This window comes from Nonomuraea sp. NPDC051941, from assembly GCF_044593615.1.
Genome location: NZ_JBIUCF010000008.1, coordinates 262,879 through 289,439 on the forward strand (window position 1 = coordinate 262,879; position 26,561 = coordinate 289,439).

General features: G+C 70.5%; 22 protein-coding genes. 7 read left to right on the top strand and 15 right to left on the bottom strand.

The window, feature by feature from the left end:
- Position 1 precedes the first annotated feature (1 nt).
- Both ACIHFD_RS17020 and ACIHFD_RS17025 read right to left on the bottom strand, forming a co-directional pair.
- Positions 2-676 (bottom strand): GntR family transcriptional regulator, encoded by a 675-nt coding sequence (locus tag ACIHFD_RS17020; protein WP_397367662.1) that lies wholly within the window; start codon positions 674-676, stop codon positions 2-4.
- Between the two features lie 325 nt (positions 677-1,001).
- Complete coding sequence (locus tag ACIHFD_RS17025) at positions 1,002-5,756, bottom strand: ATP-dependent helicase (protein ID WP_397367663.1); 4,755 nt, start codon at positions 5,754-5,756, stop codon at positions 1,002-1,004.
- 192 nt (positions 5,757-5,948) lie between these two features.
- Here ACIHFD_RS17025 and ACIHFD_RS17030 point away from each other — a divergent pair, with 192 nt between their 5' ends.
- A complete protein-coding gene (locus tag ACIHFD_RS17030; RefSeq protein ID WP_397367664.1) occupies positions 5,949-6,335 on the top strand; it encodes a VOC family protein in 387 nt (128 codons plus the stop codon).
- 247 nt (positions 6,336-6,582) lie between these two features.
- Entirely contained in the window at positions 6,583-6,777 is a 195-nt protein-coding gene (locus tag ACIHFD_RS17035) for a DUF3046 domain-containing protein (protein WP_350724793.1), read from the top strand.
- Positions 6,778-6,788: 11 nt separating this feature from the next.
- Here ACIHFD_RS17035 and ACIHFD_RS17040 read toward each other — a convergent pair whose 3' ends face one another.
- Together ACIHFD_RS17040 and ACIHFD_RS17045 are read right to left on the bottom strand one after the other, a co-directional pair.
- Complete coding sequence (locus ACIHFD_RS17040) at positions 6,789-7,061, bottom strand: hypothetical protein (RefSeq protein WP_350724795.1); 273 nt, start codon at positions 7,059-7,061, stop codon at positions 6,789-6,791.
- Positions 7,062-7,135: 74 nt separating this feature from the next.
- Positions 7,136-7,837, bottom strand: a complete 702-nt coding sequence (locus tag ACIHFD_RS17045) for a hypothetical protein (RefSeq protein WP_397367665.1) — start codon at positions 7,835-7,837, stop codon at positions 7,136-7,138.
- On the opposite strand from ACIHFD_RS17045, the gene ACIHFD_RS17050 reads away from it, so the two are divergent.
- Positions 7,803-8,285 (top strand): hypothetical protein, encoded by a 483-nt coding sequence (locus ACIHFD_RS17050; protein ID WP_397367666.1) that lies wholly within the window; start codon positions 7,803-7,805, stop codon positions 8,283-8,285. The two genes, ACIHFD_RS17045 and ACIHFD_RS17050, sit on opposite strands and share 35 nt — an antisense overlap.
- Before the next feature lie 119 nt (positions 8,286-8,404).
- On the opposite strand, the gene ACIHFD_RS17055 is transcribed toward ACIHFD_RS17050, so the two are convergent.
- Complete coding sequence (locus tag ACIHFD_RS17055) at positions 8,405-8,956, bottom strand: TetR/AcrR family transcriptional regulator (protein ID WP_397367667.1); 552 nt, start codon at positions 8,954-8,956, stop codon at positions 8,405-8,407.
- A gap of 99 nt (positions 8,957-9,055) precedes the next feature.
- On the opposite strand from ACIHFD_RS17055, the gene ACIHFD_RS17060 reads away from it, so the two are divergent.
- Both ACIHFD_RS17060 and recA read left to right on the top strand, forming a co-directional pair.
- Positions 9,056-9,796, top strand: coding sequence for an SDR family oxidoreductase (locus ACIHFD_RS17060; protein ID WP_355201701.1), 741 nt, complete (start codon positions 9,056-9,058; stop codon positions 9,794-9,796).
- A gap of 464 nt (positions 9,797-10,260) precedes the next feature.
- The gene (recA, locus tag ACIHFD_RS17065; protein ID WP_185071856.1) at positions 10,261-11,358 is read left to right on the top strand and encodes a recombinase RecA; all 1,098 of its coding nucleotides are present in this window, start codon (positions 10,261-10,263) and stop codon (positions 11,356-11,358) included.
- Between the two features lie 510 nt (positions 11,359-11,868).
- Here the strand turns inward: recA and ACIHFD_RS17070 are convergent.
- Positions 11,869-12,030, bottom strand: coding sequence for a hypothetical protein (locus ACIHFD_RS17070; protein ID WP_397367668.1), 162 nt, complete (start codon positions 12,028-12,030; stop codon positions 11,869-11,871).
- A 948-nt stretch (positions 12,031-12,978) separates the two neighbouring features.
- Here ACIHFD_RS17070 and ACIHFD_RS17075 point away from each other — a divergent pair.
- Both ACIHFD_RS17075 and rny read left to right on the top strand, forming a co-directional pair.
- Complete coding sequence (locus ACIHFD_RS17075; RefSeq protein ID WP_355201703.1) at positions 12,979-13,422, top strand: regulatory protein RecX; 444 nt, start codon at positions 12,979-12,981, stop codon at positions 13,420-13,422.
- Between the two features lie 692 nt (positions 13,423-14,114).
- Positions 14,115-15,731 (top strand): ribonuclease Y, encoded by a 1,617-nt coding sequence (rny, locus tag ACIHFD_RS17080; RefSeq protein WP_397367669.1) that lies wholly within the window; start codon positions 14,115-14,117, stop codon positions 15,729-15,731.
- Between the two features lie 343 nt (positions 15,732-16,074).
- On the opposite strand, the gene ACIHFD_RS17085 is transcribed toward rny, so the two are convergent.
- The 9 genes from ACIHFD_RS17085 to ACIHFD_RS17125 all read right to left on the bottom strand — a co-directional run bounded on the left by ACIHFD_RS17085 (position 16,075) and on the right by ACIHFD_RS17125 (position 26,406).
- Positions 16,075-17,037 carry an ABC transporter permease gene (locus tag ACIHFD_RS17085; protein ID WP_192791045.1) on the bottom strand — a complete coding sequence of 321 codons (963 nt, stop codon included), beginning with the start codon at positions 17,035-17,037 and terminating at the stop codon, positions 16,075-16,077.
- Complete coding sequence (locus tag ACIHFD_RS17090; RefSeq protein WP_350724807.1) at positions 17,037-17,993, bottom strand: ABC transporter permease; 957 nt, start codon at positions 17,991-17,993, stop codon at positions 17,037-17,039. The genes ACIHFD_RS17085 and ACIHFD_RS17090 overlap by 1 nt, the downstream gene beginning before the upstream one ends.
- A complete protein-coding gene (locus tag ACIHFD_RS17095; RefSeq protein WP_350724809.1) occupies positions 17,990-18,955 on the bottom strand; it encodes a dipeptide ABC transporter ATP-binding protein in 966 nt (321 codons plus the stop codon). The genes ACIHFD_RS17090 and ACIHFD_RS17095 overlap by 4 nt, the downstream gene beginning before the upstream one ends.
- Positions 18,955-19,977, bottom strand: coding sequence for an ABC transporter ATP-binding protein (locus tag ACIHFD_RS17100; protein ID WP_397367670.1), 1,023 nt, complete (start codon positions 19,975-19,977; stop codon positions 18,955-18,957). The genes ACIHFD_RS17095 and ACIHFD_RS17100 overlap by 1 nt, the downstream gene beginning before the upstream one ends.
- The gene (locus ACIHFD_RS17105; protein WP_397367671.1) at positions 19,977-21,803 is read right to left on the bottom strand and encodes an ABC transporter substrate-binding protein; all 1,827 of its coding nucleotides are present in this window, start codon (positions 21,801-21,803) and stop codon (positions 19,977-19,979) included. The genes ACIHFD_RS17100 and ACIHFD_RS17105 overlap by 1 nt, the downstream gene beginning before the upstream one ends.
- A 196-nt stretch (positions 21,804-21,999) precedes the next feature.
- On the bottom strand, positions 22,000-23,808 hold the full coding sequence (locus ACIHFD_RS17110) for a S9 family peptidase (RefSeq protein WP_397367672.1): 1,809 nt from the start codon (positions 23,806-23,808) through the stop codon (positions 22,000-22,002).
- Between the two features lie 50 nt (positions 23,809-23,858).
- A complete protein-coding gene (locus ACIHFD_RS17115) occupies positions 23,859-24,704 on the bottom strand; it encodes a glutamate ABC transporter substrate-binding protein (RefSeq protein WP_397367673.1) in 846 nt (281 codons plus the stop codon).
- A 119-nt stretch (positions 24,705-24,823) separates the two neighbouring features.
- A complete protein-coding gene (locus ACIHFD_RS17120; protein ID WP_397367674.1) occupies positions 24,824-25,741 on the bottom strand; it encodes an amino acid ABC transporter permease in 918 nt (305 codons plus the stop codon).
- The gene (locus ACIHFD_RS17125; RefSeq protein ID WP_397367675.1) at positions 25,738-26,406 is read right to left on the bottom strand and encodes an amino acid ABC transporter permease; all 669 of its coding nucleotides are present in this window, start codon (positions 26,404-26,406) and stop codon (positions 25,738-25,740) included. The genes ACIHFD_RS17120 and ACIHFD_RS17125 overlap by 4 nt, the downstream gene beginning before the upstream one ends.
- Positions 26,407-26,561 lie beyond the last annotated feature (155 nt).

Genomic DNA, 26,561 nt, shown 5'->3' on the forward strand with positions numbered 1-26,561 from the left:
TCTAATCGTTCGGGGGATTTGCCCTGCGGATCGCCGCCAGGAACGACCGCCTGGCCGCGGCCACGTGCGCGATGGCCCTGGCCTGCGCCTCATCCTCGTCACCCGCCGCGATGGCCTCGCACAGGCTCAGGTGCTCGGTCCAGGAGTGCGGCCCGCGGGCGGCGGCGGTCTGGCTGAAGACCCACTGCGCCCGCAGGAGCATGGGCTTCATCATCAGACTCAGGTACGAGTTGCCCGCCGCCTCACCCACGGCCAGGTGGAAGGCCGTGTTGAGATCGGCCACCTCCTCCAGCCGCCCGTTCTCCACGGCCTCCTTGGCCTGCTCCAGCACCTGCCGCAGCCGCTCGGCGGACTCGGGGGTGCGCTTGCGCGCGGCCAGCCGCGCCGCCAGGCCCTCGACCGCCATGCGCACGTCGAAGAGCTCCTCACCCTCCGCCGCCGACAGCCGCGCGACGGTGGCGCCGAACCGGGGCACGACCTCGACGAACCCCTCGGTGGCCAGCACCCGGATGGACTCGCGCACGGGGTTGCGCGACACGCCGAGCAGCGCGGCCAGCCGGTCCTCGACCAGCCGCTCACCCTGGGCGAGCTCGCCGGAGAGTATGCGTCGCCGCAGCTCCTTGGTGACCTCGTCGCGCAAGGTCGGATGGGCCGCGCCCAGCGTCAAATCAGCCATGAGGCGACAATCGTATACAGCCCGGACCAACTCCCCCACCCAGCCCGCCCCACCCCAACCCTCGCCCCCACACCACCTCGCCCCCGGCCCCGGCCCTCGACCTCCGGCTCCCACACCGCCGGCCCCACACTTTCGGCCCGGGCCCTGTCGTGTCGTCCCCGCGCCTCGGAACCTCGCCCCCCGCGCCTCCGGCTCCCGCACCGGCGGCCCACATCTCGGCCCCGGCCCTGCCCTGCCGCCTCCGTGCCTCGGGACCCCGTGCCTCGGGACCCCGTGCCTCGGGACCCCGTGCCTCGGGGCCCTTCGGTCGTTGCGTCGCAGGGGCTCAGGCGCGTAGGCGCAGCCCGCGGGGGGTGGGGTGGAAACCGGCCGCCTCCAGGGCCGCCGCCAGCGGCGACTCGACGATGGCCGTGCCGTCGGCCCGTTCCACGGTCAGCTTCCCGAGCGCCCCGTCCCGCACGGCCAGCGCGAGGGCATCGACGGCGGGCTGCAGCCGGTCGTCGTCGGCGAACGACAGCAGCGTCTTGCCGCCCCGTTCGACGTAGAGCACCAGGTGCCCGGCCACGAGCACGACCAGCGAACCGGCCTTCCGGCCAGGCTTGTGCCCGAGTTCGCCGGGGTGCTGCGGCCAGGGGAGCGCGGCGCCGTACGGGCTGGCCGGGTCGGCAGAGGCCAGTACCACGGCGCGCCGCCCGCCACCGACCCCCGAACCGGCCCCCGCGCCGGGCCATGGACCACCGGTCCCCGAACCGGCCCCAAGGTCGGGCCCCGGACCGTCGGACGGGGCGAGGCCGGGCGCCATGGCGCGCATCCGGTCGACCGCTCCCGGCAGGGCGAACTGCGCGCCCCCGAGGCCCTCGACGAAGTAGCCCCGGCGGCAGCGCCCGCTCTCCTCGTACGCCCGCAAGACCTGATATACGGGCGTAAATCCCCCAGGAAGTCGTTCTGACGTCACCGCGCCCCGCGTCACCACGCCGTGCCGTTCCAGCAGCACCTCGGCCTGAGCGTGCGCCCGCTGGGTGGTGTCGGCGGCGGGCGCGGGCAGCAGCCACCACCGGCCGCCCACCGTGGGAGGCCCGCTCCGACTCGGCAGCACGGCCCGGCGCCGCCGCGTGGTGGCGGGCCGGTGCGCGGGACGGCCGGTGCCGAGCGTGGCCCGCAGCGGCGCCAGCGTGTCGCCGGAGATCCGCCCCGCCCACACCAGATCCCACACCGCCGCCGCCAGGGTGGCGTCGTCCAGGGATCCGAGCTGGTCGGAGATGCCGCGGAAGAACAGCGCGCCGCCCCCGCCCAGCAGCTCCAGCACGCGCTCGTGCAGAGGGGTCATCGTGATCTCGGCGGGCTCGGGCAGCAGCAGCGGCGCGGTGTCGCCGTAGTAGAGCGACACCCAGCCGTCGCCGCCGGGCAGCGAGCCCTGCCCCGCCCACATCACCTCGCCCGACGAGGTCAGCTCGTCGAGCAGCGCCGGATGGTAGCCGGGCACCCGCGCGGGCAGCACCAGCGTCTCCAGCGCGGACGCGGGCACGGCGGCCCCTTGGAGCTGTTCGATCGAGCGGACCAGCGCGTCCATGGCCCGGGCCGCCTCGCTCGCGCCCCGGCCGCCGGCCGCCCCCGCGGCCCCCGAGCCGGTGATGCCGTGCCAGGCGGGCAGGAAGCGGGCCAGGGTCTCCGGCGCGACCGGCTCGACCTCCTTGCGCAGCCGGGCCAGCGACCTGCGCCGCAGCATCCGCAGCACCCCGGCGTCGCACCACTCCTCGCCCCGTCCGCCGGGCCGGAACTCCCCGTTCACGACCCGCCCGGACGCGGCCAGCCGGCGCAACGCGTCCGTCACCACGGCCACGCCCAGCCCGAACCGGGCCGCGGCCGACCCCGCGTGGAAGGGCCCGCGGGTGCGGGCGTGCCGCGCCACCAGGTCGGCCAGCGGATCGGCGACCGGCTCCAGGAACGCGTGGGGCACCCCGACCGGCAGCGGCACGCCCAGCGCGTCACGCATGCGGGCCGCGTCCTCGATGGCCGCCCAGTGCTCCTCGCCGGCGATGCGTACGCGGATCGCGCGACGCGAGCGTTCGAGCTCCGCCAGCCAGGCCGGGTCGCCACCGCGCACGCTAACGTCGGGCGTGAGCAGCGGCCCGTGGGAGCGCAGCAGGTCGGCGAGGTCCTCCAGGTCGCGCAGCGGCCGGTCGAGCCTGGCCAGCTCGCGCTCGGTGTCGGAGATCACGTCGGGGTCGAGCAGCTCGCGCAGGTCGGCCTGGCCCAGCAGCTCGGCCAGCAGCGTGGTGTCCAGCGCCAGCGCCTGGGCGCGCCGCTCGGCCAGGGGCGCGTCGCCCTCGTACATGAACGCGCCCACGTAATGGAACAGCAGCGACGCCGCGAACGGCGAGGCCTGCGAGGTCTCCACCTCCACCAGCCGCACCCTGCGCGCGGCGATGTCCCGCATGAGCTGGACGAGCCCCGGCACGTCGAAGACGTCCTGCAGGCACTCGCGCATGGTCTCCAGCACGATCGGGAACGAGGCGTACTGCGAGGCCACGCCCAGCAGGTGGGCGGCGCGCTGGCGCTGCTGCCACAGCGGGCTGCGCTTGCCCGGCGTGCGGCGCGGCAGCAGCAACGCCCGCCCCGCGCACTCCCTGAACCGGGAGGCGAACATGGCCGACCCGCCCAGCTCCTCCGTGACGATCTGCTCGATCTCCTCGGCGTCGAACGCGGCCACGTCGGTCGGCGGCTCGGCCAGCGTGTCGGGGATGCGCAGCACGATGCCGTCGTCGGAGTGGACCGCCTGCACGTCGATGCCGTAGCGCTCGCGCAGGCGCCGGTTGATCGCCAGCGCCCACGGGGCGTGCACCCGCGCGCCGTAGGGGGAGTGGATGACCACACGCCAGTCGCCGAGCTCGTCGTGGAAACGCTCGACGAGGAGGGTGCGGTCGTCGGGGACGTAGCCGGTGGCCTCGCGTTGTTCGTGGAGGTAGGACAGCAGGTTTCCGGAGGCGAACTCGTCGAGCCCCGCCTCCCGCATACGCTCGGTCGAGCCGTTCTTGGCCTGCTCGCGCAGGAACTGCCCGATCGCCTTGCCCAGCTCGGCCGGGCGCCCGGGCGCGTCGCCGTGCCAGAACGGCAGCTTGCCCGGCTGGCCCGGCGCGGGCGAGACGAGCACCCGGTCGGTCGTGATGTCCTCGATCCGCCAGGACGTCGCACCCAGCACGAACACGTCGCCCACGCGCGACTCGTAGACCATCTCCTCGTCCAGCTCGCCCACCCTGGAGGCCTTCTCGCCCACCAGGAAGACGCCGAACAGGCCGCGGTCGGGGATCGTGCCGCCGTTGGTGACCGCCAGCCGCTGCGCGCCCGGACGGCCCTGGAGGGTGCCGGTGACCCGGTCCCACACGATGCGCGGCCGCAGCTCGGCGAACTCCTCGCTCGGATAGCGCCCGGCCAGCATGTCGAGCGTGGCCTCCAGTGCGGTCCTGGGCAGCGTGGCGTAGGGTGCGGCCCGCTTGACCACGGACTCCAGCTCGTCGACCGTCCATTCGTCGAGCGCGGTCATCGCCACGATCTGCTGCGCCAGCACGTCGAGCGGGTTACGCGGATAGCGCAGCTCCTCGATCTGGCCGCTCTTCATCCGCTCGGCCACCACGGCCGTCTGCACCAGATCGCCCCGGTACTTCGGGAAGATCACACCCTTGGACACCGCGCCGACCTGGTGGCCCGCCCGGCCGATGCGCTGCAGCCCGCTGGCCACGCTCGGCGGCGCCTCCACGCACGCGACCAGGTCGACCGCGCCCATGTCGATGCCCAGCTCCAGGCTGGAGGTGGCGACCACGGCGGGCAGCCGGCCCGACTTGAGCGCCTCCTCGATCTGCGCCCGCTCCTCCTTGGAGACCGAGCCGTGGTGCGCGCGGACGATCTCGGTCACGACACCCTTGCTCGCTCCGGCCTGCGCCATCATGTCGGCGGGCATCCGCTGGGGCTTCTGCGATGATTGGGGTGTCTCCCAGATGGAGAGGTCGATGGCCTCGACCCCGCCGCCCTCCCGTTCGTACGCGAGCTCGTTGAGGCGGGTGCACAGCCGCTCGGCCAGCCGCCGCGAGTTGGCGAAGACGATCGTCGAGCTGTGCGCGCCGATCAGGTCGAACAGCCGGTCCTCCACATGGGGCCAGATCGACCGGTTGCCCGGCTCGGGGGCGAACTCCTCCCCGCCCTCCGGCTGTGGCCGGCCCTCCATCTCCGTCATGTCCTCGACCGGGACGACGACCTCGACCTCGATCCGCTTCTCCGACGGCGGCTGCACGACCGTGGCCGGTCGCGTGCCGCCCAGGAACGCCGCCACCTCGCTCACCGGCCGCACCGTCGCCGACAGCCCGATCCGCTGCGCCGGCCTGTCGAGCAGCGCGTCGAGCCGCTCCAGGCTGAGCGCCAGATGAGCGCCGCGCTTGGTGGCCGCGACCGCGTGGACCTCGTCCACGATCACCGTCTCCACGCCCCGCAACGCCTCGCGCGCCTGGCTGGTGAGCAGCAGGAACAGCGACTCCGGCGTCGTGATCAGGATGTCGGACGGCTTGGCGGCGTAGCGCCTGCGGTCTTCCGAGGGGGTGTCGCCCGAGCGGATCGCCACCGAGATCTCCGGCACCGGCAGCCCGAGCCGGCGCGCCGTCTGCTTGAGCCCGGCCAGCGGCGCGCGCAGGTTGCGCTCGACGTCCACGGCCAGGGCCTTGAGCGGCGACACGTACAGCACCCGCGTCCCCTTCGGCGCGCCTTTGCGCGCGTCGGCGCCCTCGGACGCGGCGGCTCCTTTACGCACTGCGGCGGCCTCGGAGGCGGTGGCGCTTTTACGCACGGCGGCGGCCACGGAGGCGGTGGGCCCGGCCTCCGGTGTGGCGGTGGGGCCGGTCTGCTCGAACGCCAGCCTGTCGAGCGACCACAGGAAGGCCGCCAGCGTCTTGCCCGACCCGGTGGGAGCGACGACCAGGGTGTTGTCGCCGCGCGAGATCGACTCCCACGCCCCCTCCTGGGCGGCCGTGGGAGCTTGGAAGGCCCCGGTGAACCATTGCCTGGTCACCTGGCTGAACTGGTCTAGCGAGCTCACCAGCACATATTGCCTCGCGCCACCGACAGAAAACGCATTTGGCTCCCTGGCGAGCGGTTGAGTGGGGGCCCTGGCGGACATACAGCGACCGTGACCATTGACTATGCGGCCATCGAAGCCCGCCGAGCGGAGATGAGACGGCGCCACGTCTTAGCGCACCGGCCATCGAGCAGCGCTCGGGGCCTGCACCACATGGCCCTGCTCTCGTCGGACGTGGAACGCACCATCAAGTTCTACCAGGAACTCCTGGAGTTCCCGCTCACGGAGATCATCGAGAACCGCGACTACAAGGGCTCGAACCACTTCTTCTTCAACATCGGCAACGGCAACCTGCTCGCGTTCTTCGACTTCCCCGGCCTCGACCTCGGGCCGTACCAAGAGGTGCTGGGCGGGCTGCACCACGTCGCGATCTCCGTCGACCCCGCCACCTGGGAGCGGTTGCGCGGGAAGCTGGAGATGGCCGGCGTGCCGCACCAGATAGAGAGCGGCGCCTCCATCTACTTCAAGGACCCCGATGGCGCCCGGCTGGAGCTGCTCGCCGACCATCTCGGTGAGATGTACGGCTCGCGTGTGCTGTGACCGCGGGTCTAGCGCCGCGACGCCCTGCGCGTACGCGGCTTGCCCGCACGGGGCTCCTGCCTGACGCCCGCGTGCCTTTCTGATCGCTCAGACTTCTCCTTCTGCACGGTGAGGCGCAGCGTGTGCAGTAATCGGCGGCGCCTGGCCCTGTGGGCCTTGGTCTCGGCTGTCTTCGGTGGCGAAGACTTGGGGGTCTTTGGCATGGGGATGTCCTACCCACTCCCCGGGCGATTCCATACTTGAATCCATGCGCCTGACGGAGTTCTGGAGACGGATGAACGCTCACTTCGGCGACACGTACGCCGAGTCGTGGGCCCGCGACTACGTGCTCGCGCCGTTGGGCGGGCGGACCGTCATACAGGCGCTGGCCGACGGGGAGAGCGCCAAGACCGTCTGGCGCGCGGTCTGCCAGGTGGAGGACGTCTCACCCAAGCTCCGCTAGCCGCGGCGGCGTCAGGGCTGTGACATGTCCAGGGCCTGCTGCAACGCGGCGGCCGTGAGCTCCAGCTCGTCCACGCTGCCCTGCCCTCCGGGCGACCACAGGAACGTCCATCCGTGGTGTGACGGGGTGGCGAAAATGATCGTCTGACGGCCCGTACGCGGGTGCCAGACCCACAGAACCGGATCGTCGTTGCCGACCATGCGACTGACCAGACCATGATGGGGGAGCACCTCGGCGAGTGCCTCCAGATGGGTGCGCCGTTCCCTGGTGTAGCCCCTCGACACTCGCCGCCTCCAACCCTCGGCCCTGCAGTGAGTCTCCCCAGCTCACTGCCCGGACAACACATTGGCGGCCAACATCAGCGGGGTGTGTTCATGAGGATGCGCATGCGTCCGAAGTCGAACGTGAGCGCATACGGCTTGAAGAACTCGTGCGTGGGCAGCCCCCCGATGCGGAAGCCGAAACCGTGCTCGAACCAGGAGGGGAACGCGCCGGACAACCCGGGCACCCGGCGGCGGGTGACGGACCCGAGCGTCACCTCGTCCACAGTCACCGGGTGAAAGCCGTCGCCCGGGGGGATCGGGATGCCGGCGGCCTCGAAGGTGGCGCGGGGAGCGGTGAATCCGATGTCGGCGCCCCCGGTGTCGACGAGGAACACCATCCGGTCCAGGCCGTCCACGGTGCCGTGGGACAGAAGGAAGTGGTCGCCCACGTACCACATGGGCACGCTGTGCTCCGGCCGGACCCGGCCGTTCCTGCGCAGGACGAGCTTCTCGGCCGGATAGTCGATCGTGGACAGGAACCGCGACAGGACGCTCGTGCCGATCGCTCCCTGGGCGACCCGCCCGTCGGGTGCGGTGAGCCGGATCGTGTCCGGGATGGTGTGGACGGGCACGTTCTCGATGCGGAGGTCGCCCATAGCGAGCCGGTCCACGTGTCCCTGGTACGCGTTGTGGTCTCCGCCGATGGTTCTGCCGGTCGTGTAGCCGTACTTGGGGACGCGCAGGCGGTCGGCGTACTCCTGGTTGAGGAAGAACAGGGCAGGCGGAGCGCCGTTCACCGACGCCTCGATCAGGGGCAGCGGATCGGCCACCACGAACGGGATCTCCACCGTCCGCGGGCTGGAGATCTCGAACTACTCCAACTTCGACGGCAAGGAGGACCTGCTGCCGGCGGTCATGCGGCACCGGCTCGAGAGCGAGTCGCGGACGCAGGCGGATCGCCTGCACCGTGCCGGGCGGCGACCCGCCATCCCACCGTCCGTGACCGGCTCGTCGCGCTGTTGTTCCCGCCGGGGCGCTCCGGCCGCCACCCTCTCGCGCCTCCCGGGCAACGGGCTGGGGGAGCTCCCGTACGAGCGGGCCGACGCGATACTGAAGTCGCTGGACATCGGCATGCGCCTGCTCACCCTTCTCGCTCCTGAGCAGTGCCCTCCGGAGCTGTTCAGGACGGCGCTCGGGCTCCTCACCGCCCCCAGGTGTCCCGTGACAGCGAACCTTCGGTTGTGACAGCGAAGTTTGAGCGGTCAGGCCCCGCCTGGCGTGACTCACTCTTGACTCACGCCTTCGCGTCGCCATCGTCGATCGGCTCACCTTCGGCGGTCGGCGCTTGGTCCCGTGGAACCTGCTCAGGCGTGACGGCGCAGGCCGTCGACGATGACGCGCAGGAGGTGATGGGCGCGGGCGTCCCACTCGGCGGGTTCCAGACGGGTCAGGTAGCCGATCAGCAGGATGATGTCGCGGGCGTCCACGTCGGGGCGGACGACGCCCTCGGCCTTGCCCGCGTCGAGGAGTGTGGTCAGCGTCTCGCCGATCGGGCCGAGGCTGTGCGCGGACAGATCCTGCCACACCCCCGCCTCGACAGCTGCGAACACCTCGCGCTTGACCTTCGCGTACTCGGCCACCCGGTCCAGCCAGCCGACCAGGGCGGGCAGCGGCTCGTGTTCGGCGAGCAGTTTCGGCGCGGCGGCCACGAGGTCGTCCACGTCCTTGCGATAGACCTCGGCGAGCAGGGCCTCCCGCGTCGGGAAGTGGCGGTAGAGGGTGCCCTGACCGACGCCCGCCCGCTTGGCGATCTCATTGAGCTTCACCTCGTTCGCGTTCACGATGACCTCTCGTGCGGCCTTGAGGATCCGTGCGCGGTTCTCGGTGGCGTCGGCTCGGCGGCGGGGGGCGTTCATCGGTCCTCTTCATGGTGAGTTGGCTAAGCGGACACGTGTCCGGTACGGTGGGGAGCCCTTAAGCGGACACGTGTCCAGTTTACTGTGGAGGAAATCCCCATGTCAGCCATCAGGGGCAAGGTCGTGGCCATCACCGGGGCGAGCAGCGGGATAGGCGAGGCCACCGCGCGCCTGCTCGCCGAGCGGGGCGCCGCCGTCGTGCTCGGCGCTCGGCGGACGGAGCGGCTCGACAAGATCGCCCGTGAGATCCGCGACCGCGGCGGGCGCGCCGTCACCCGAGCCGTGGACGTCACCGCCCGCGAGGACCTCGAACAACTCGTCGGCCTGGCCGTGACGGAGTTCGGGCAGCTCGACGTGTTGGTCGGCAACGCCGGCATCAGCAAGATCGGCCCCGTGGCCGACCTTGACGTGGCCGGCTGGTCGGCGATGATCGACGTCAACCTACGCGGCGTGTTGCACGGCATCGCCGCCGCGCTGCCGGTGTTTCGCGAGCAGGGACAGGGCCACCTCGTGACCACCGTGTCGACGGCCGGGCTGAAGATCACACCCACGATGGCGGTCTACGCCGCGACCAAGAATGCCGTGCGTACCCTCCTGGAAGGGCTGCGGCAGGAGTCGACCGACGGCGTGTTGCGGACGACGGCGGTCTCGCCGGGCTACGTGCGTACGGAACTCGCCGGCTCCATCGACAACCCCGAGGTCCGCGAGGAGATCCGCCGCAACATGAACCAGTACGCCATCGCTCCGGAAGCCGTCGCCCGCGCTGTCGCCTTCGCCATCGAACAGCCCCGTGATGTGGAGATCGGCGAGATCGTCATCCGCCCGACGACCCAGAACTGAGCCGGCCGCCCGCGATCAGGGCGATGTCCTCCAGCAGGCGGCCAGGTGTCGTGGTCGACCCGAACGCCGCACAGGCTCGCCTCCCACGCGCCCGCGATGTCCGCGAGAAGGTTGGCGCCCATCTTCCAGCCGCCCTCGTCCACGCCGGCCCCACACCGCCGGGCCGCGATGACGCACAGCTCCGCCGCAGGCTTGCGCACCCCTCGGCCCCCGAGATCAACCTTCGACGGCACGAAACCAGTGTTCATCAACCTTCGGTGACGATGATCAGCCTTCGGTGACACAGGACGCCAGGGCGGGTGATTGACGGCGACCTGCGTGTTCTTGCTGTGATCGAACAGCCGTTCGGCTACGATGGATTTCGCCCGAGCCACGTCTTCCCCGGCAGTCGCATGAAAAATGTCGGTGGCAGGCCGTAGCTTTCACTCGACTGATCGGACCACGACCCTCCAGGGGGAGTTCCCATGGCAATCAACGACCGCGAGAAGGCCCTCGAGACCGCGCTCGCTCAGATCGAGCGACAGTTCGGCAAGGGCTCCGTCATGCGCCTGGGCGATGACGCCCGAGCTCCCATCGAGGTGATCCCCACCGGGTCGATCTCCCTTGACGTGGCTCTCGGCATCGGCGGCCTGCCGCGCGGCCGCATCGTCGAGATCTACGGCCCCGAGTCCTCCGGTAAGACCACGATCGCCCTGCACGCGGTGGCCAACGCCCAGCGTGCCGGCGGCATCGCGGCGTTCATCGACGCCGAGCACGCCCTCGACCCCGAATACGCCAAGAAGCTGGGGGTCGACACCGACGCCCTCCTGGTCTCCCAGCCCGACACCGGTGAGCAGGCGCTGGAGATCGCCGACATGCTGATCAGGTCCGGCGCCGTCGACATCATCGTCATCGACTCGGTGGCCGCGCTGGTGCCCAAGGCCGAGATCGAGGGCGAGATGGGCGACAGCCACGTCGGCCTCCAGGCCCGCCTCATGTCCCAGGCCCTGCGCAAGGTCGCCGGCGCGCTCAACAGCACGGGCACCACCGCCATCTTCATCAACCAGCTCCGCGAGAAGATCGGCGTCATGTTCGGCAGCCCCGAGACCACGACCGGTGGTAAGGCGCTCAAGTTCTACGCCTCGGTCCGGATGGACATCCGCCGCATCGAGACCCTCAAGGACGGCACGGAGGCGGTCGGCAACCGCACCAGGATCAAGGTCGTGAAGAACAAGATGGCCCCGCCCTTCCGCGTGGCCGACTTCGACATCCTCTACGGCGTGGGCATCTCCCGCGAGGGCGGCCTCATCGACATGGGTGTGGAGCACGGCTTCGTCCGCAAGTCCGGCGCCTGGTACACGTACGAGGGCGACCAGCTCGGCCAGGGCAAGGAGAACGCCCGCAACTTCCTGAAGAACCACCCCGACATGGCCAACGAGATCGAGAAGAAGATCAAGGACAAGCTGGGCGTGGGCCCCCGCCTCGACGCCCCGGCCGAAGCCGCCGCGGCCCCTGCCCCTGCCCCGGCCGCCGCTCCTTCCGGCCGTGGCTCGAAGTCCACCCCGAAGCCGGGTGACGTCTGATCGTCCACCCCATGAGCGATCGTGCCCCCTCCCATGAGTAACCCGAACCGGCCACCGGCGCCCCAATCCGGGGGCGCCCGGCCCGTCCCTTCCCCCTCCCGGGGCCGCGACCTGGCCCGCTCGGCCGCGGACGGCTGGCCATCGGTCGACGAGTGGCGCGAGCATCGCACCCGCCAACGCGCCTCGGCCGAGAGCGAGGCCGCGGCAGATCAGGAAGGACACCCCAACAACCCCACCGCCACAGACGAACACACGGTCACAAGCGAACAGCACGACGAGCACACGGCTACTGACGGGCAGGGCGTTGTGCATGCCGCCACGGGCGAGCCGGATGATGTCCGTGCCGCCATGGGCGGACAGGACGGCGTCCACACCGACGATCACGTGACCACCGGCATCCGGGAGGCCACAGGCCACCTCTACCGGGAACGCACCGGCAGACACCCCTTTTTCGGGGACGACACCGACGATCAGGACGGACCCCGCTTCATCCCCGGGGCCCAAGCCCGATCAGCCGACCAGTACGAATCCCGGACAACCGCCGACACCCAAGCCGGCGCGGATGATCAGCATGCATCCCGGATCGCTGCCGAGGGCCAGGTCGTCGCGGACGATCAGCACGATATGCGCACCGATACCCAGGCCAGCCCAGACGCTGAGGCTGCCGGACACCCTGGCGACGGTGGCTCCGTTGACGCTGACCCGAGTCCTGCCGGCGCCGACCGGGGAGACCCGGACGGCGGATGGGCCACTACCAAGGGATGGCGTGCCACCGAGGAGGCCGCGCCTGCCGAGCCTGCCAACCGGGGGGACGGTGGGTGGCACTCCGAGGTGCTCGCGGGGAGCAGCTGGTTCTCGGCCGAACCGTCGGACGACGGCGAGACCGGGAGGAAGCGATCGAGCAGAGGGCGGCGATCCGCCCGCTCCAACGGACGGGCCGGGCGAAATGCCCGCGGGCGCGGCTGGCCATCCGAGGAGCCGGACGCCGAAGGCCCTGCCGAAAGCCGACAAGACAGTGAGCCCTCCACCACCGAAGCTGCGCAGCATGGCCACCACTTCGCCGGAGCGCCAGACGACGGCGGCGGTTTCGCCGGGGCCAGGTGGGATGACGGGAGCCCCGCCGGAGCGGCACGCGATGGCGCTGACGCCGCCGGATTGAAGCGTGACAGCGAGGACCGCGCCGGAGGACCACAAGACGGTGGCTTCGCTGGATCTGGGCAAGGTAGCGGAGGTTTTGCCGGGGCGGCGCATGACAGTGCCGACTCCGCCGGTTCCGTGCAGGACGGTGGTGGCTTCGCTGGAAGCGCGCGAGGCGGTGACGGGTTTGCTGGGGCCTGGCCTGATGACGAGCGTCTTGGCGGAGCTGGGCGCAGTGGCGGGGGCTTTGCCGGGACGGGGCGTGGTGATGGGCGTTCTGGCAGATCCAGGCGGCGTGGCAAGGGCTTTACCGGGGCCGAGCGTGATGATAGGGGCGGGCAGGGTGATGGGAGCTCTGCCGGATCCGGGCGGAGAGGTGGGAGGTCTCGCGGGTCTGGGCTGAGTGGTGAGGGCTTCGGTGGGGGTGGACAGGACGCTGATCCGGAGTCGGTGGCGCGGGCTATTTGTCTTCGTTTGCTCACCATGGCGCCCAAGACGCGGGCCCAGCTTGCTGAGGCGCTCCGGAAACGTGACGTGCCCGACGAAGCCGCCGAAGCGGTCCTCAGTCGCTTCTCCGAGCTGGGGCTGATCAACGACGAGGCGTTCGCCGCGGCTTGGGTCGACTCGCGGCACCACGGACGAGGACTGGCCAAGCGTGCCTTGGCCGCTGAGCTACGTCATCGCGGTGTGGACACCGACACGGTCAAGGAGGCAGTCGAGCGGCTGGATCCCGACCAGGAGGCGGAGACGGCGCGGCGGCTGGTGGAGCGCAAGCTCGCGTCCACTCGGTCACTCGACCCGCAGACCCGCACGCGGCGGCTGGCGGGCATGCTGGCACGCAAGGGGTACGCCTCAGGGCTGGCTTTCCGCGTCATCCGCGAGGCGCTTGAGCAGGAGGGGATCGAGATGGATGAGGACTTCCCGTAACATCGCCTGCTCCACGGCTCGCCCCGGATACACGGCTCTCCCCGGATACACGGCTCTCCCCGGGTTTCCGGGCTCTCGGGCTTCTCCGCGCCCGGGGTTCCGTGGGGTCCCCGAGTCCTGGGGCTCGCTCTGTTCTGCGGGTCCCCCGCTTCGCGCCTCTCTGCGTTCTGTGGCTGTCCTGGTTTGGGGCTTGTCTCGTTCTGGGGCTGGTCCGTTTGGGGATCTTCGGGTGGCGGCTTTTGGTGGATTGCTCGGTCTGCATGTGCTCTTGCATCTGCATCTGCTAGTGCGGCAGTGATTGCGGGTGCATATGCGGGTGCGGGTGCTCTTGCACTCGCACATGCTTCCTTGCCCATGCGCGTCCCCTGTCTTGCCTGTAGGTGTCGGTAGAGATGCAGGCCCGTAAGACACGCTTGATGACGCGTTTGCTTGCTCGTGACCTGTTCGACGCATAACCTCGACGGCAGTGAGGAGTTACTCCGCGCAGCGCGGATTGCCATACCGGTGAACGACGGACGAACGAGGCTGGTTGATCTAGGCGGGCGAGGTGTCGGCTTTGCGAGTCGACGCCCGGTCAGCCTTGGCTGTATATCGATCCAGACGCCGACCGGGCTATTCGTGGCGCGCTTGTGACCCCTCCCGTTTGTGGCCGCGTTATGAGGTGTTGACGACGCGAGGAGGGCGGGGCGCACATGGGGCCGCTTGTCGTAGTGCTGATGGTGGCGGTGCTCGTGCTCGCGTTCGGGATGATCGTCGCGCTTCTCGTCGTCATAAGGCGCACCTCGAGCAGTCTGCCACGCGCTTCCAAAACCAGTCCCGAGCAGCAGCAAGCCGTACACGAGGAGCTTGAGCAGGCGCGCGAGGAGGCGCAGGAGATCCGGCACAAGGCCGAGACCGACGCCCAGGAGATTCTGCGCAGGTCGGAGGCCGCGGCCGAGAGCGCCGCGCAGATGCGGCGGGAGGTCGAGGAGGAGAGCCGGATACTCAAGTCCGAGCTCAAGGAGCTGCGCGCCGACCTGGAGCGCCGGGAGTCCAGGCTGGCCGAGCGGGAGCAGCGGCTGGACGAGGAGGCCAGGCGGCAGTCCGAGCGCGACAGGAAGCTGGGCGAGACCGAGGTCGAGCTGGCCGACCGGCGCGAGGAACTGCTCCAGGTCGAGGGGGAACGGCGGGCCATCCTCGAACGGGTCTCCGGGCTGACCGGCGACCAGGCCAAGGCCGAACTGGTCAAGGAGATCGAGAACCAGGCCAAGCGCGAGGCCGCGCTGATCGTCCGGGAGATCGAGAGCGATGCCCGCAAGGAGGGCCAGAAGCGGGCCACCAAGATCGTGACGTTGGCCGTGCAGCGGGTGGCGGCGGAGCAGACGGCGGAGTCGGTCGTCAGCGTGCTGCATCTGCCCGGAGACGAGATGAAGGGCCGGATCATCGGGCGCGAAGGGCGGAACATCCGGGCCTTCGAGTCCACGACCGGCGTGAATCTCATCATCGACGACACCCCTGAGGCCGTGCTGCTGTCGTGTTTCGATCCCGTACGCCGGGAGACGGCCCGGCTGACGCTGGAGAAGCTCGTGCTGGACGGGCGCATCCACCCCCAGCGCATCGAGGAGGCGCACGATCGCAGCCGCCAGGAGGTGCAGGATCTGTGCGCGCGGGCCGGCGAGGACGCCCTGGTCGAGCTGGGGATCACCGACATGCATCCCGAGCTGACGCTGCTGCTCGGGCAGCTCAGGTATCGGACGTCGTACGGGCAGAACGTGCTCAAGCACCTGATCGAGTCCGCGCACATCGCCGGGATCATGGCCGCCGAGCTGAGGATGAACCAGGCGCTGATGAAGCGCTGTGCGCTCCTCCACGACATCGGCAAGGCGCTCACGCACGAGGTCGAGGGCAGTCACGCGCTGATCGGGGCGGAGATCGCCCGCAGGTACGGCGAGGAGGAGGACGTGGTGCACGCCATCGAGGCGCACCACAACGAGGTCGAGGTGCGCACCGTCGAAGCGGTTCTCACGCAGGCCGCCGATGCGATCAGCGGCAGCCGTCCCGGCGCGCGCCGCGAGTCCCTGGAGGCGTACGTCAAGCGGCTGGAGCGGTTGGAGGAGATCGCGCAGTCGTACGAGGGCGTGGAGAAGGTCTTCGCCATGCAGGCCGGGCGGGAGATCCGGGTCATGGTCAAGCCGGATGCGATCGATGACATCCAGGCGCAGGTGATCGCCCGTGATGTGGCCAAGCAGGTGGAGGAGGAGCTGACGTATCCGGGGCAGATCCGCATCACCGTGGTGAGGGAGTCCCGGGCCACCGAGTTCGCGAGGTAGGACTCGGCGCCGGTCTGGAAAACCGCGGTGGGGGAACACCGCGGTGGGTGCGGTGGTTGGTCGGCGTTCGTGGGTGTGGCGGTGCTCGATCGTCCATGTGGGGATGCCGGGTGTGGTGGTGTCCGGGGAGGGTGAGGGGCCGGGGCCGGGTTCGCGCTGATCGGCCGGCGTTCATGGAGGGCCGGCGGGCGTGACGGGCCAGTGGGCGCGAAGGGGCGGCGTTCAGGAAGGGCCAGTGGGCGCAAATGGGCCGATGGGCGTGGAGGGCCGGCGGGCGTGGCGGTGCCTGAGGGAGGCTGAGGCGCCGGAGCACGCCCGCCGGAGTCCACCCCCCGGACGAGCGTCAGGCAAGGCGGATGCGGGGGTCGAGGAGCCCGTACGCCACATCCACCAGCAAGTTCGCCACCACCACCGCGGTCGTCGCCAGCGTGACCACGCCCATGATCACGGGCAGGTCCCCGCTGACGAACGCCTGCACCACCGCCTGCCCCACGCCGCCCAGGCCGAAGACCGACTCCGTCACCACCACCCCGCCGATCAGCGTGCCCACGTCCACCCCGAGCTGCGTCACCACCGGCGTGAGCGCCGCCCGCAGGCCGTGCCGGTAGATCACGCGCCGCTCGGGCACCCCCTTGGCCCGGGCCGTGCGGATGTAGTCCTCGCCGAGCACGTCCAGCATGGAGCCGCGGGTGAGCCGGGCGTACGACGCCGCCTGGACCGTGGCCAGCGTGATCCACGGCAGGATCAGGTGGCGGGCCCATTCGGCGGGGTTCTGCGAGAACGGCACGTACGAGTCGGGCGGCAGGATGGGCACCCCGGCCATGGTGAGCTGGAAGAACAGGAAGTACAGCAGCAGCAGACCCACCACGAAGGTCGGCATGGAGACCCCGGCCAGCGCCAGCAGCGTCAGGCCGCGATCCACCAGCGACCGGGCCCGGGTGGCGCTGAGCACCCCCGCGCCGACGCCGAGCGTGAACCACAGCACCGCGCCCCCCAGCACCAGCGAGAACGTCGGCGGGAAGTCGGCGGCCAGCAGCTTGCCGACCGATTCGCCGGAGAAGTACGACTGGCCGAGGTCGCCGTGGAGCAGCCTGCCCAGATAGTCGAGATACTGGACGAGGGTGGGCCGGTCGAGGCCGAGGTTGTGGCGGATCAGCTCCACCTGCTCGGGCGTGGCCTGCCGCCCGGCCAGCGTCCTGGCGGGATCGCTCGGCGCGACGAAGAACAGCAGGAACGTCCCGAGGGTGACCAGCCAGAGCACGAGCAGGCCGAGCAGGGCCCGGCGCAGCAGGAACGCGCGCAGCATCACGCCCCCTTACGGGTACGTCGGCGGCGGCTGAACAGACGCTCCATCCGCGGATCGAGCGCGTCCCTGATCCCGTCGCCCACCAGGTTGAACGCGAGCGTGGTGACCAGCAGCGTGGCGGCCGGGAACCCCAGGTACCAGTACGCCACCCGGTAGAACCCCTGCGCCTCGCTCAGCAGGTTCCCCCACGACGGGGTGGGCGGGACGATCCCCAGCCCCAGGTACGACAGCGTCGACTCGAACACGATGGCGGCCGGCACCAGCAGAGTGGTGAGCACGATGACGGGAGCGAGCAGGTTCGGCAGGATGTCCACGAACATGATCCGGAAGTCGCCCGCCCCCATGGACCGGGCCGCGTCGACGTACTCGCGCTCCTTCACCGACAACGTCTGCCCGCGCACCACGCGGGCGATGGCCGCCCACGAGTAGAAGGCGATCACCCCGATCGTGGCGGACAGCGAGGGCCCGGCGATGGACACCACCGCGATCGCGAAGATCAGGTACGGGAACGACAGCACCACGTCCATGAGCCGCGACAGCACGGTGTCCACGACGCCGCCGTAATATCCGGCCAGCAGCCCGACGACCACCCCGACCAACGCCGCCAGGCCGGTGGCGACCACGCCGACGAGCAGCGAGACCCGGGCCCCGTACAGGACCCTGATGAACAGGTCGCGCCCGAGCCGGTCGGTGCCGAACCAGAACTCCCCGTTCGGAGGCACGGGCAGCCCCTGGGCCGTGATGCCGGTGTCGCGGAACTGGTCGTCGGGGCCGTGGCCGTTCCAGGCGGCGATGAGCGGCGCGGCCAGCGCCAGCGCGCACAGGAGGATGACGACGAGACCGGACACCATGGCGACCCGGTCGGTCCTGATCCGGCGCCAGGCGAGCTGCCAGGGCCCGCGCCCGGCTATCCCCTGGGAGGTGACGGCGCCGGGTCTGATCTCGGTCAGTGTCATACGACCACCTCAATGGGGAAGTGGCAGGCCGCCGACCCTTCAAGCTGGGGCTCCACGGACGAGCAGACCTCCTGGGCCCGCGGGCAGCGCGGATGGAACCGGCACCCGGACGGCGGATCGATCGGCGAGGGCACGTCCCCGGTCAGCACGATCCGCTGCCGCCGCTCCGCCTCGTCCGGGTCGGCCACCGCCGTGGCCGACAGCAGCGCGTTCGTGTACGGGTGCCGCGGCCGGTCGTACACCGGCTCCGCGTCCCCCACCTCGACCACCTTGCCCAGGTACATGACCGCGATCCGGTCGCTGATGTGCCGCACCACGGACAGGTCGTGGGCGATGAACAGGTACGTCAGCCCGAACTCGGCCTGCAGGTCCTTCAGCAGGTTGAGGATCTGCGCCTGGATGGACACGTCGAGCGCCGACACCGGCTCGTCGCAGATGATCAGCCGGGGCCGCAGCGCGAGCGCCCTGGCCACCCCGATCCGCTGCCGCTGCCCGCCGGAGAACTCCGCGGGGAACCGGTTGTAGTGCTCCGGATTGAGCCCGACCCGCTCCATCAGCTCCTGCACGGTCCGGCGGAGCTGCTCGCCGCTCATGACCCGGTGGATGACGAGCGGGTCGGCGATGATCGAACCGACCCTCCGGCGCGGGTTCAGCGAGCCGTACGGGTCCTGGAAGATGACCTGGATGTCGCGGCGGTAGGGCCGCATGCGCTTCCTGGGCAGGTTCGTGATGTCCGCGCCGTCGAACCGCACGCTGCCGGAGGTGACCGGATGCAGCCCCGCGATGCAGCGCGCGAGCGTGGACTTGCCGCAGCCGGTCTCGCCGACCAGGCCCAGCGTCTCGCCGGGGGCGAGCGCGAAGCTGACCCCGTCGACCGCCTTGACCTGCCCGACCACGTGCTTGACCAGCGCGCCCGTGGTGATGGGGTAGTGCTTGACCAGGTTGGAGACTTCGAGCAGCATCACGACTCCTTCGCCTTGAGCCGCAGCGCGTCGGCCGCCGCGCCCAGGCCGACCGCCTCGTGCGGCAGCCAGCAAGCTGAGGCGTGACTGCCCTCACCTGTGACCGTGGCCAGGGGCGGCCGCTCGGCCGAGCAGACCGGCATCGCGTACGGGCAGCGCGGGTGGAACGCGCACCCGGACGGCAGCGCGATCAGGCTCGGCGGCGAGCCGGGGATGGGCCGCAGCCGCCCGCCCCGGTCCCCGCTGCTGCCGGGGATCGACTCCAGCAGGCCCTTGGTGTACGGGTGGTGCGGCCGGTAGTAGAGCGTGCGCCGGTCGGCCCGCTCCACGGCGAGCCCGGCGTACATGACCAGCACCTCGTCGGCCATGCCCGCCACCACGCCGAGGTCGTGCGTGATGAGGATGAGCGCGATCCCGAACTCCGCCTGCACCCGCGTGATGAGCTCCAGGATCTGCGCCTGCACGGTCGCGTCGAGCGCCGTGGTCGGCTCGTCGGCCACGATCAGCTTCGGGTTGAGCGCGAGCGACATCGCGATCATCGCCCGCTGCCGCATGCCGCCGGAGAACTGGTGGGGGTAGTCGTCCACCCGGCGATCCGGCCGGGGGATGCCGACCAGGCCGAGCAGCTCGACCGCCCGCCTCCTGGCCTCGGCGCGGGAGGTGTCCGGCCGGTGCACCCTGATCAGCTCCTCGATCTGCCAGCCGACCTTGTAGAGCGGGTGCAGGCTGGTCAGCGGGTCCTGGAAGATCACGCTGATCTCGGCGCCGCGGATGTGGCGCAGCCGCTCGCCGTCGAGCTCGAGCAGGTCGACGCCGTCGAACATGGCGCTGCCCGAGATGTCGGCCCCGGGGGTGAGCCCCAGGATGGCCTGGGTGCTCACCGTCTTGCCGCTGCCGGACTCGCCGACGATCGCCAGCGTGCGGCCGCGTTCGATGCGGAACGACAGCCCCCGCACGGCCTGCACCACGCCGTCGGACGTGGGGAAGGCCACGCGGAGGTCCGTCACCTCGAGCAGGCTCATCACGGGTTGTTGGGGTCGAGCCAGAGGTTGGTGAAGTCGTAGAGCTGGAACGCCGGCAGGTACAGGGCGTTCTGCACGCGCTTGCTCTTGTAGATCGGCGTGTTCTGGTTGTTGAGCGGCACGATCACCGCGTCGCCCATCACCGTCGTGTCGACCTGGTGCCACAGCGCGGCCGACTTCGTCTGGTCCTGCTCGGCCAGCGCCTGCTTGATCAGCGAGTCCACCTTGGGGTTGCTGTAGCAGCCGTAGTTGCTGGTGCCGGGGTTGCAGTTGGTCTCGAACAGCGGCTGGACGACCGCGCGGCCGTTGTTGCCGTACCAGTCGGGTACCCAGCCGGGCGCCGAGATGTCCCACTTGCTGGCCTTGGCGATGGACGTGTTCTGCAGGAAGGCGCCGTAGTAGTCGCCCTGCCGGACCGGCAGCCCCTTCACCGTGATCCCGCACTTCTGCAGGTCCGCCGAGTACGACTGGAAGTTGGCCGGGTGGTTGCCCGCGTTGCGGAAGGCGCCGATGAGGGTCAGCCCGTTCGGGTAGCCGGCCTCGGTGAGCAGCTGCTTGCACTTGGCCGGGTCGCCCGCGTCACCCGGGCTCGGGTACGGGTTGTACTCCTGGTATCCGATGTTGCCCGGCGGGATCGCGGTGTGCAGCGGCGTGGCCACGTCCGCGCCGCCGTAGACCTTGGCGATGGCGACCTTGCTGACCGCGTACTCGATGGCCTGGCGGACCTTGAGCTTGCCCATGGCGCCGCCGGCGTTCTTGCTCTGCAGGTTGAAGACGATGTACGGGTTGCTCACCGCACCCGGGAAAATCGTGAAGCTGGGATCGCCGGAGCTCTTGAGCCGCGGGATCTGCGCGGTCGGCACCGGCAGGTCCCACGACAGGTCGGCGCTGCCGGCCTCGAGCTGCTGCTGCACGGCGTCCGGCTCGTTGACGCCCATCTTGACCTCGATGGCGTTCACGTACTGGTGCCTGATCGGGTCCGAATCCTGCTTCCAGGCCGGGTTCCGCTCCAGCCTGATCGACTTGGTGGCCACGTACTGGGTGATCCGGTACGGGCCGTCGGAGATCGTGTGCTGGCGGAACGTGGCGTCGTCCGGCACGTACTGGTCGTACTCCTTGGGCGCTGCCACGGAGAAGTTCAGCGACAGGATGTTGAGGAAGTCGCTGGCGGCCTGGGTCAGCGTGAACACCAGCGTCTTGTCGTCCTTGGCCTGGACGCCCGCGATCTCGTGGGAGTTCTGGAAGTCGGCCAGCGCCGCGGCGGTGGGCTTGGCCTTGGTGAACGCCTTGGCGTACGCGTCGCAGTACGCCTTCATGCCCTTGATCGTGCTCGTGTAGTAGCCGGGCGCGCCGGAGCCCGCCACCGGGTTGCAGATGCGCTTGAAGCCGCGCACGAAGTCGCCCGCCGTCACGTCGCGCGGCGGCTGCGTGTCCCACTGCACGCCGTCGCGGAGCTTGATCGTGTACGTGAGCCCGTCGGCGCTCAGGCCGCCGTTGCCCGTCGTGGGCAGCTCGGAGGCGACGTCGGGGACGAGCGCGAAGCCCTTGGTGGTGTCGGACCCCTTCGCCACCCCGTTGAGCGCGAAGAGCCCGCGGGCGTACGTGCGCAGGATCCCGTTGGTGACCGTGTAGTACGAGCTCGTGGGGTCGAGGTGATCGACGTCCCCGCCGCCCACGAGCCTGAGCGTGCCCCCGGAAACCGGCTGGCCCGGGGCGGAGGAGGTGGGCGGGGCGGAATTCCTGGCTCCGGTGTCTGTCTGGCAGGCGGTGGCGAACAAAGTTGCGAAGACCGCCACGGCAATGCTGAAATGGCGCATGCTGGCCATCTGGCCTCCCTCGTGCCGAGATGCGGGGCGTGCATGGCTGGCCGTGTGGGGCGTGCGCCGTGGCCGCGGAGCACGTCCCACTTTGCATGGTCACGCCGGAGGAAGCGCAGGAGAAAAGCCGGTTATCCAACCGATGATGATTAGCGACTGGTAAGTAATACTGATTTGGTGCGAATTCTGTTAAAGAATTACGACATTAGCTAAAAAGCTGCTGGTAGAAGGCCAACTCGGCGGCCAGCGCGGTCACCCGCGTCTCCGTGCGGCGGAAGCCGTGCGACTCGCCCTCGAACGCCAGATACGTGCACGGCACGCCCCGCTCCGACAGCGCGTCCGCGAACGCCGTCGACTGCTCGGGCGGCACCACGGGATCGTCGAGCCCCTGCAGGAGCAGCATGGGGCAGCTCACGCCGTTCACGAGGGCGAGCGGCTCCCTGGAGGCGTACACCTGCGGGTCCTCCGGCCCCACCAGCCACTCCACGTATCGCGACTCGAAGTCGTGGGTGTGCGCCGCGAGGGGTGCGAGCGCGCTGACGCCGAAGTACGACACCCCGCCGGCGAACACGTCGGACCGGCAGCAGGCCGCCATCACGGTCCACCCGCCCGCGCTGCCGCCACGCACCGCGATCCGGCGGGGGTCGGCGAGCCCCTCCGCGGCCAGCCACCGGGCGGCGGCTATCGTGTCGGCCACGTCCACCAGCCCCCACTGCCCCTTCAGCCGCTCGCGGTAGGCCCTGCCGTAGCCGGTCGAGCCGCCGTAGTTGACGTCGAGCACGCCGATGCCGCGCGAGGTCAGGAACGCCTTCTCCAGGTCGAGCGCGGTGTCGGCGTGCGCGGTCGGCCCGCCGTGCACGAAGATCACGTAGGGTGGCGTCCCCTCGGTCGCCGGACCGTACGGCGGGTAGAGGAAGGCGGGCGCGGGCGACTCGACCGCGCGGGGAACGGGCAGGAGGGCCCGGTCGGGCAGCCGCGAGAGGTCGCTCTTGAGCGGGCCGGCCGCGCCGGAGGCGACGTCCACGCCGACGACCGACCGGGGGAGCGTGGGGGCGTACCCGATGCCGACCACGGACGTGCCCTCGGCGGCCAGCGCCGCGTCCCACCCGTCGTAGGGCACCTCGAGGTCGGTGAGCGTGCCCGAGCCGGGGTCCAGCACGCCCAGCCGCAGGTCGCCACGGCCGTGCAGGACCGCGAGGCGGCCGTCGCCGAGCACGGTGTACGGTTGCCCGCCCAGCCGCCACGGCGGCAGCGTGAACTCCTCCTCGGCGGCGTGGAGCGCCCGGAGCCCGTCGCCGCGCAGGCCGACCTCGTAGAGGTTCCACCAGCCGGAGCAGTCGGAGACCAGGTAGAGGCTGGAGTCGTCCTTCCAGGCCGGGGCCAGCACCGACTCGGCCGGGCCGCCCTTCACCGTCCAGGCGCCGCCGCCCGACAGCCGGGTGACGCGCAGCTCGGTGCCGTCCCAGGGCATGCGCGGGTGGTTCCAGCAGACGTAGGCCAGGTGCCGCCCGTCAGGGGAGAGGGCGGGAGAGGCGTAGAAGTCGCAGCCTGTGGCCCATTCGTGGATCTCGCCGCCGTCCAGCGAGATCGACACGATCGCCCGGGTGACCTTGCCGTCTTCGGTGTGGCGCTCGCGGACGCACCAGACCTGGCCGTCGCGCACCAGCGGGTCCGCGTAGCGGCAACCCTCGTCCGTGATGGGTTTCGGGTCGCCGTAATCGCCCAGAATGTACAGGCGTTGGTCTTTGAAGTTGGCGAAGACCACTTCGCCCCCGGTTGTGATGGCGTACGGTCTGCCGCCGTACTCGTGGACCCTGGTGTGCGCGCTCCACGGTGCCCGCAGCAGGTCACGCTGGGTGCCGTCGGCGTCGCGGCACACGATCGTGGTGCGCCCGCCTTCGTCCGGACGGTCCTCGGTCCACCAGATCCGGCCGTCCAGGGCCGTGGGCCAACCGGGGCGCACGCCGGAGGCGGCCACGTCTCTGGTCGAGATGGGGGAGGGCCAGAAAGGCATACCCGCATCCTGCCGGAAGATCGGCAAGCGCGTGGGGCGGTCCCCACAGTTCAGGGGCACCCCACGGGCGCCGGGAGGGACGACGGCAGCTTGAGCCCCGTCTTGCCGAACCACCTGCGCAGCAGCCGCGTGGCCGTGCCGTCGTGCCACATCGCGGCGACCGCCTGGTCGACGGCCTCACAGGTGGCGGTGTCGCCCTTCTTGATGCCGACTCCCCAGTACTCGTTGCTGACGGGGTCGTTCAGCAGCCGGAAGCGGCCCGGCTCCTGCTCGGCGAACCCCGCCAGGACCAGGTTCTCGGTGCTGACCGCGTCGAGCCGGCCGGCGGCGAGCTTGCGTACGCAGTCGGAGTAGTTGGCCGCGGGCACCAGCTGCATGGGCAGGCTCAGCTTGCCGTTGGGCGGGGGATCGACGATCCGCCGGTACGCGTTCGAGCCCTCCGCCAGGCAGAGCCGCTTGCCCCGCAGGTCGGTCACCTTCTTGACGCTGGTGTCGCTCGCGCGGACCATCGTGTCCTGCGGAATGACGATGTAGGGCCCGCCGAAGGTCACCTTGGGCCGGCGCGACGGGATGACGCTGTAGGTGGCGACGATGAGGTCCACGCTGCCGTTGTGGAGCAGCACCTCACGGGCGGACGAGGGCGACTCGCGCCAGGTGATCTGCACGTGCCGGCCGCGGGCGAGGTACTTGACGACGTACTTGGCCACGTCCACGTCGAAGCCCTCGGGAGGGCCGTCGCCGGTCTTCAGGCCCAGGCTCGGCTGGTCCCACTTGGTGCCGACGACGACCCTGCCGGCGTTCCTGATCTTGTCCACGACGCTGGTGTAGGAGCCCGCGCCTCCGCACGCGGCGACCAACGCCGCCACCGTCAATCCCGCGAGCGCCACCCCACGCATGGACACAGTCTGGTGGGTGGGCAAACCGTACGAGCCGGACTTGGGGCGGTTTCAACGGAGAAATGGGGCCTTCTTGGAGATTTGCGGACGTACGGGCGCCCTTGCGCCCGTACGTCCGATTACTCCACGGAACGGTCGGGACCCAGCCCGGCGTCGTCGGTGCCCTCACCCGCGCCCACGCTGACCTCGGCCGAGCCGGGCGCCGCGATCGGGGCGGCGGCCGTCTTGCGGCTGCGCCTGCTGCGCCGCTCCAGCCACGTGGCCAGGAAGCTCAGCGCCATGTTGAGCGCCACGTAGATGATCCCGATGACGATCGCCGCCGGGATGAGCGAGCCGAAGAACGCGGCCGGCAGGATCTTGAAGCCGGTGTTGAGCAGGTCGACGTAGGCGATGATGTAGCCGAGCGCGGTGTCCTTCAGCAGCACCACGAGTTGGCTGACGATCGCCGGCATCATCGCCGTGACGGCCTGCGGCAGCAGCACCAGGCGCATGACCTGGTTCTTGCGCATGCCCACCGCGAACGCCGCCTCCGACTGGCCGCGCGGCACCGCGTGCACGCCCGCCCTGACCACCTCGGCCAGCACCGAGCCGTTGTAGAGCATCAGGCCGAGCACGACCGCGATGAAGGTGTAGTCGCCGCCCCCCGCCACCGCCGGCGCGAGGTAGAAGATGAAGAAGATCAGCAGCAGCAGCGGGATGGCCCTGAAGACCTCGACCACCACACCCGCCGGTACGCGGATCCAGGCGTGGTCGGAGAGCCTGGCCAGGCCGAAGACCGCGCCGAAGACCAGCGCGAGCACCGCGGCCACCACGGCGGCCTGCAGCGTGCCGAGCAGGCCGGGGAGGATGAAGGTCTCCCACGTCCCCCACTGCAGGAACGGCTGCCAGATCTTGCCTTCCCACTGGCCCTTGGCGTCGAAGCCGCGGTAGACGCCGTACAGGACGGCGGCCACGGCCACGACGCTGATCACCGTGAGGAGGCCGTTGCGCACCCGCGCGCGCGGCCCGGGGGCGTCGAACAGGACTGTGGTGCTCATCGCGCCACCGCCAGACGCCTGGCCAGCCGGCCGGTGAAGAAGCCGATGGGCAGCGTCACGGCCATGAAGGCGACCACGATGCCGAGGAAGATCGGGATCGACGCGCCGACCTGGTCGAAGGCTTCCTTCATCTTGCTCGCGGACTCGAAGGCCGCTCCGCCGGCGGTCGCGACGGTCGTGTTCTTGACCATGGCGATCATCACGCTGCCGAGCGGGGCGATGACCGCGCGGAACGCCTGCGGGAGGATGATCATCCGCAGCGACTGCAAGAACGTCAGCCCGATCGCCCTGGCCGCCTCGGCCTGCCCGAGCGGCACCGTGTTGATGCCCGCGCGCAGCGCCTCGCAGACGAAGGCCGCGGTGTAGGCCGACAGGCCCATCGCGACGATCCAGAACGAGTTGGTGGTGGGCACGTCGGAGAAGACGAGCCCGAGCTGGTCGCTGAGGCCGAGCGCGGAGAAGGCCAGCACCAGCGTGAGGGGGGTGTTGCGCACTATGTTGACGTAGATCGTGCCGGCCGCGCGCAGCACCGGCGTGGGGGAAACTCTCATCGCCACCAGGACGGTGCCGAGAATGAGCGAGGCGATAGCGCCCACGATGGAGAGCTTGATGTTCTCCAGGAACCCCAGTGCGAGGTCGGGCGCGTACCTAATCAGATCTTCCATCGTGCTCCACCGCATAGGGGAGCGGGGGGGGGGGGGGGGGGCCCCCCCCCCCGCCCGGGGATAATCGCAAACAACCCCCCCCCCCCCCGGGGGGCCCCCCCCCCACAAAAACACCAGCAAAACCGCCCCCCCACAAAACAACACCACAGAAAAGT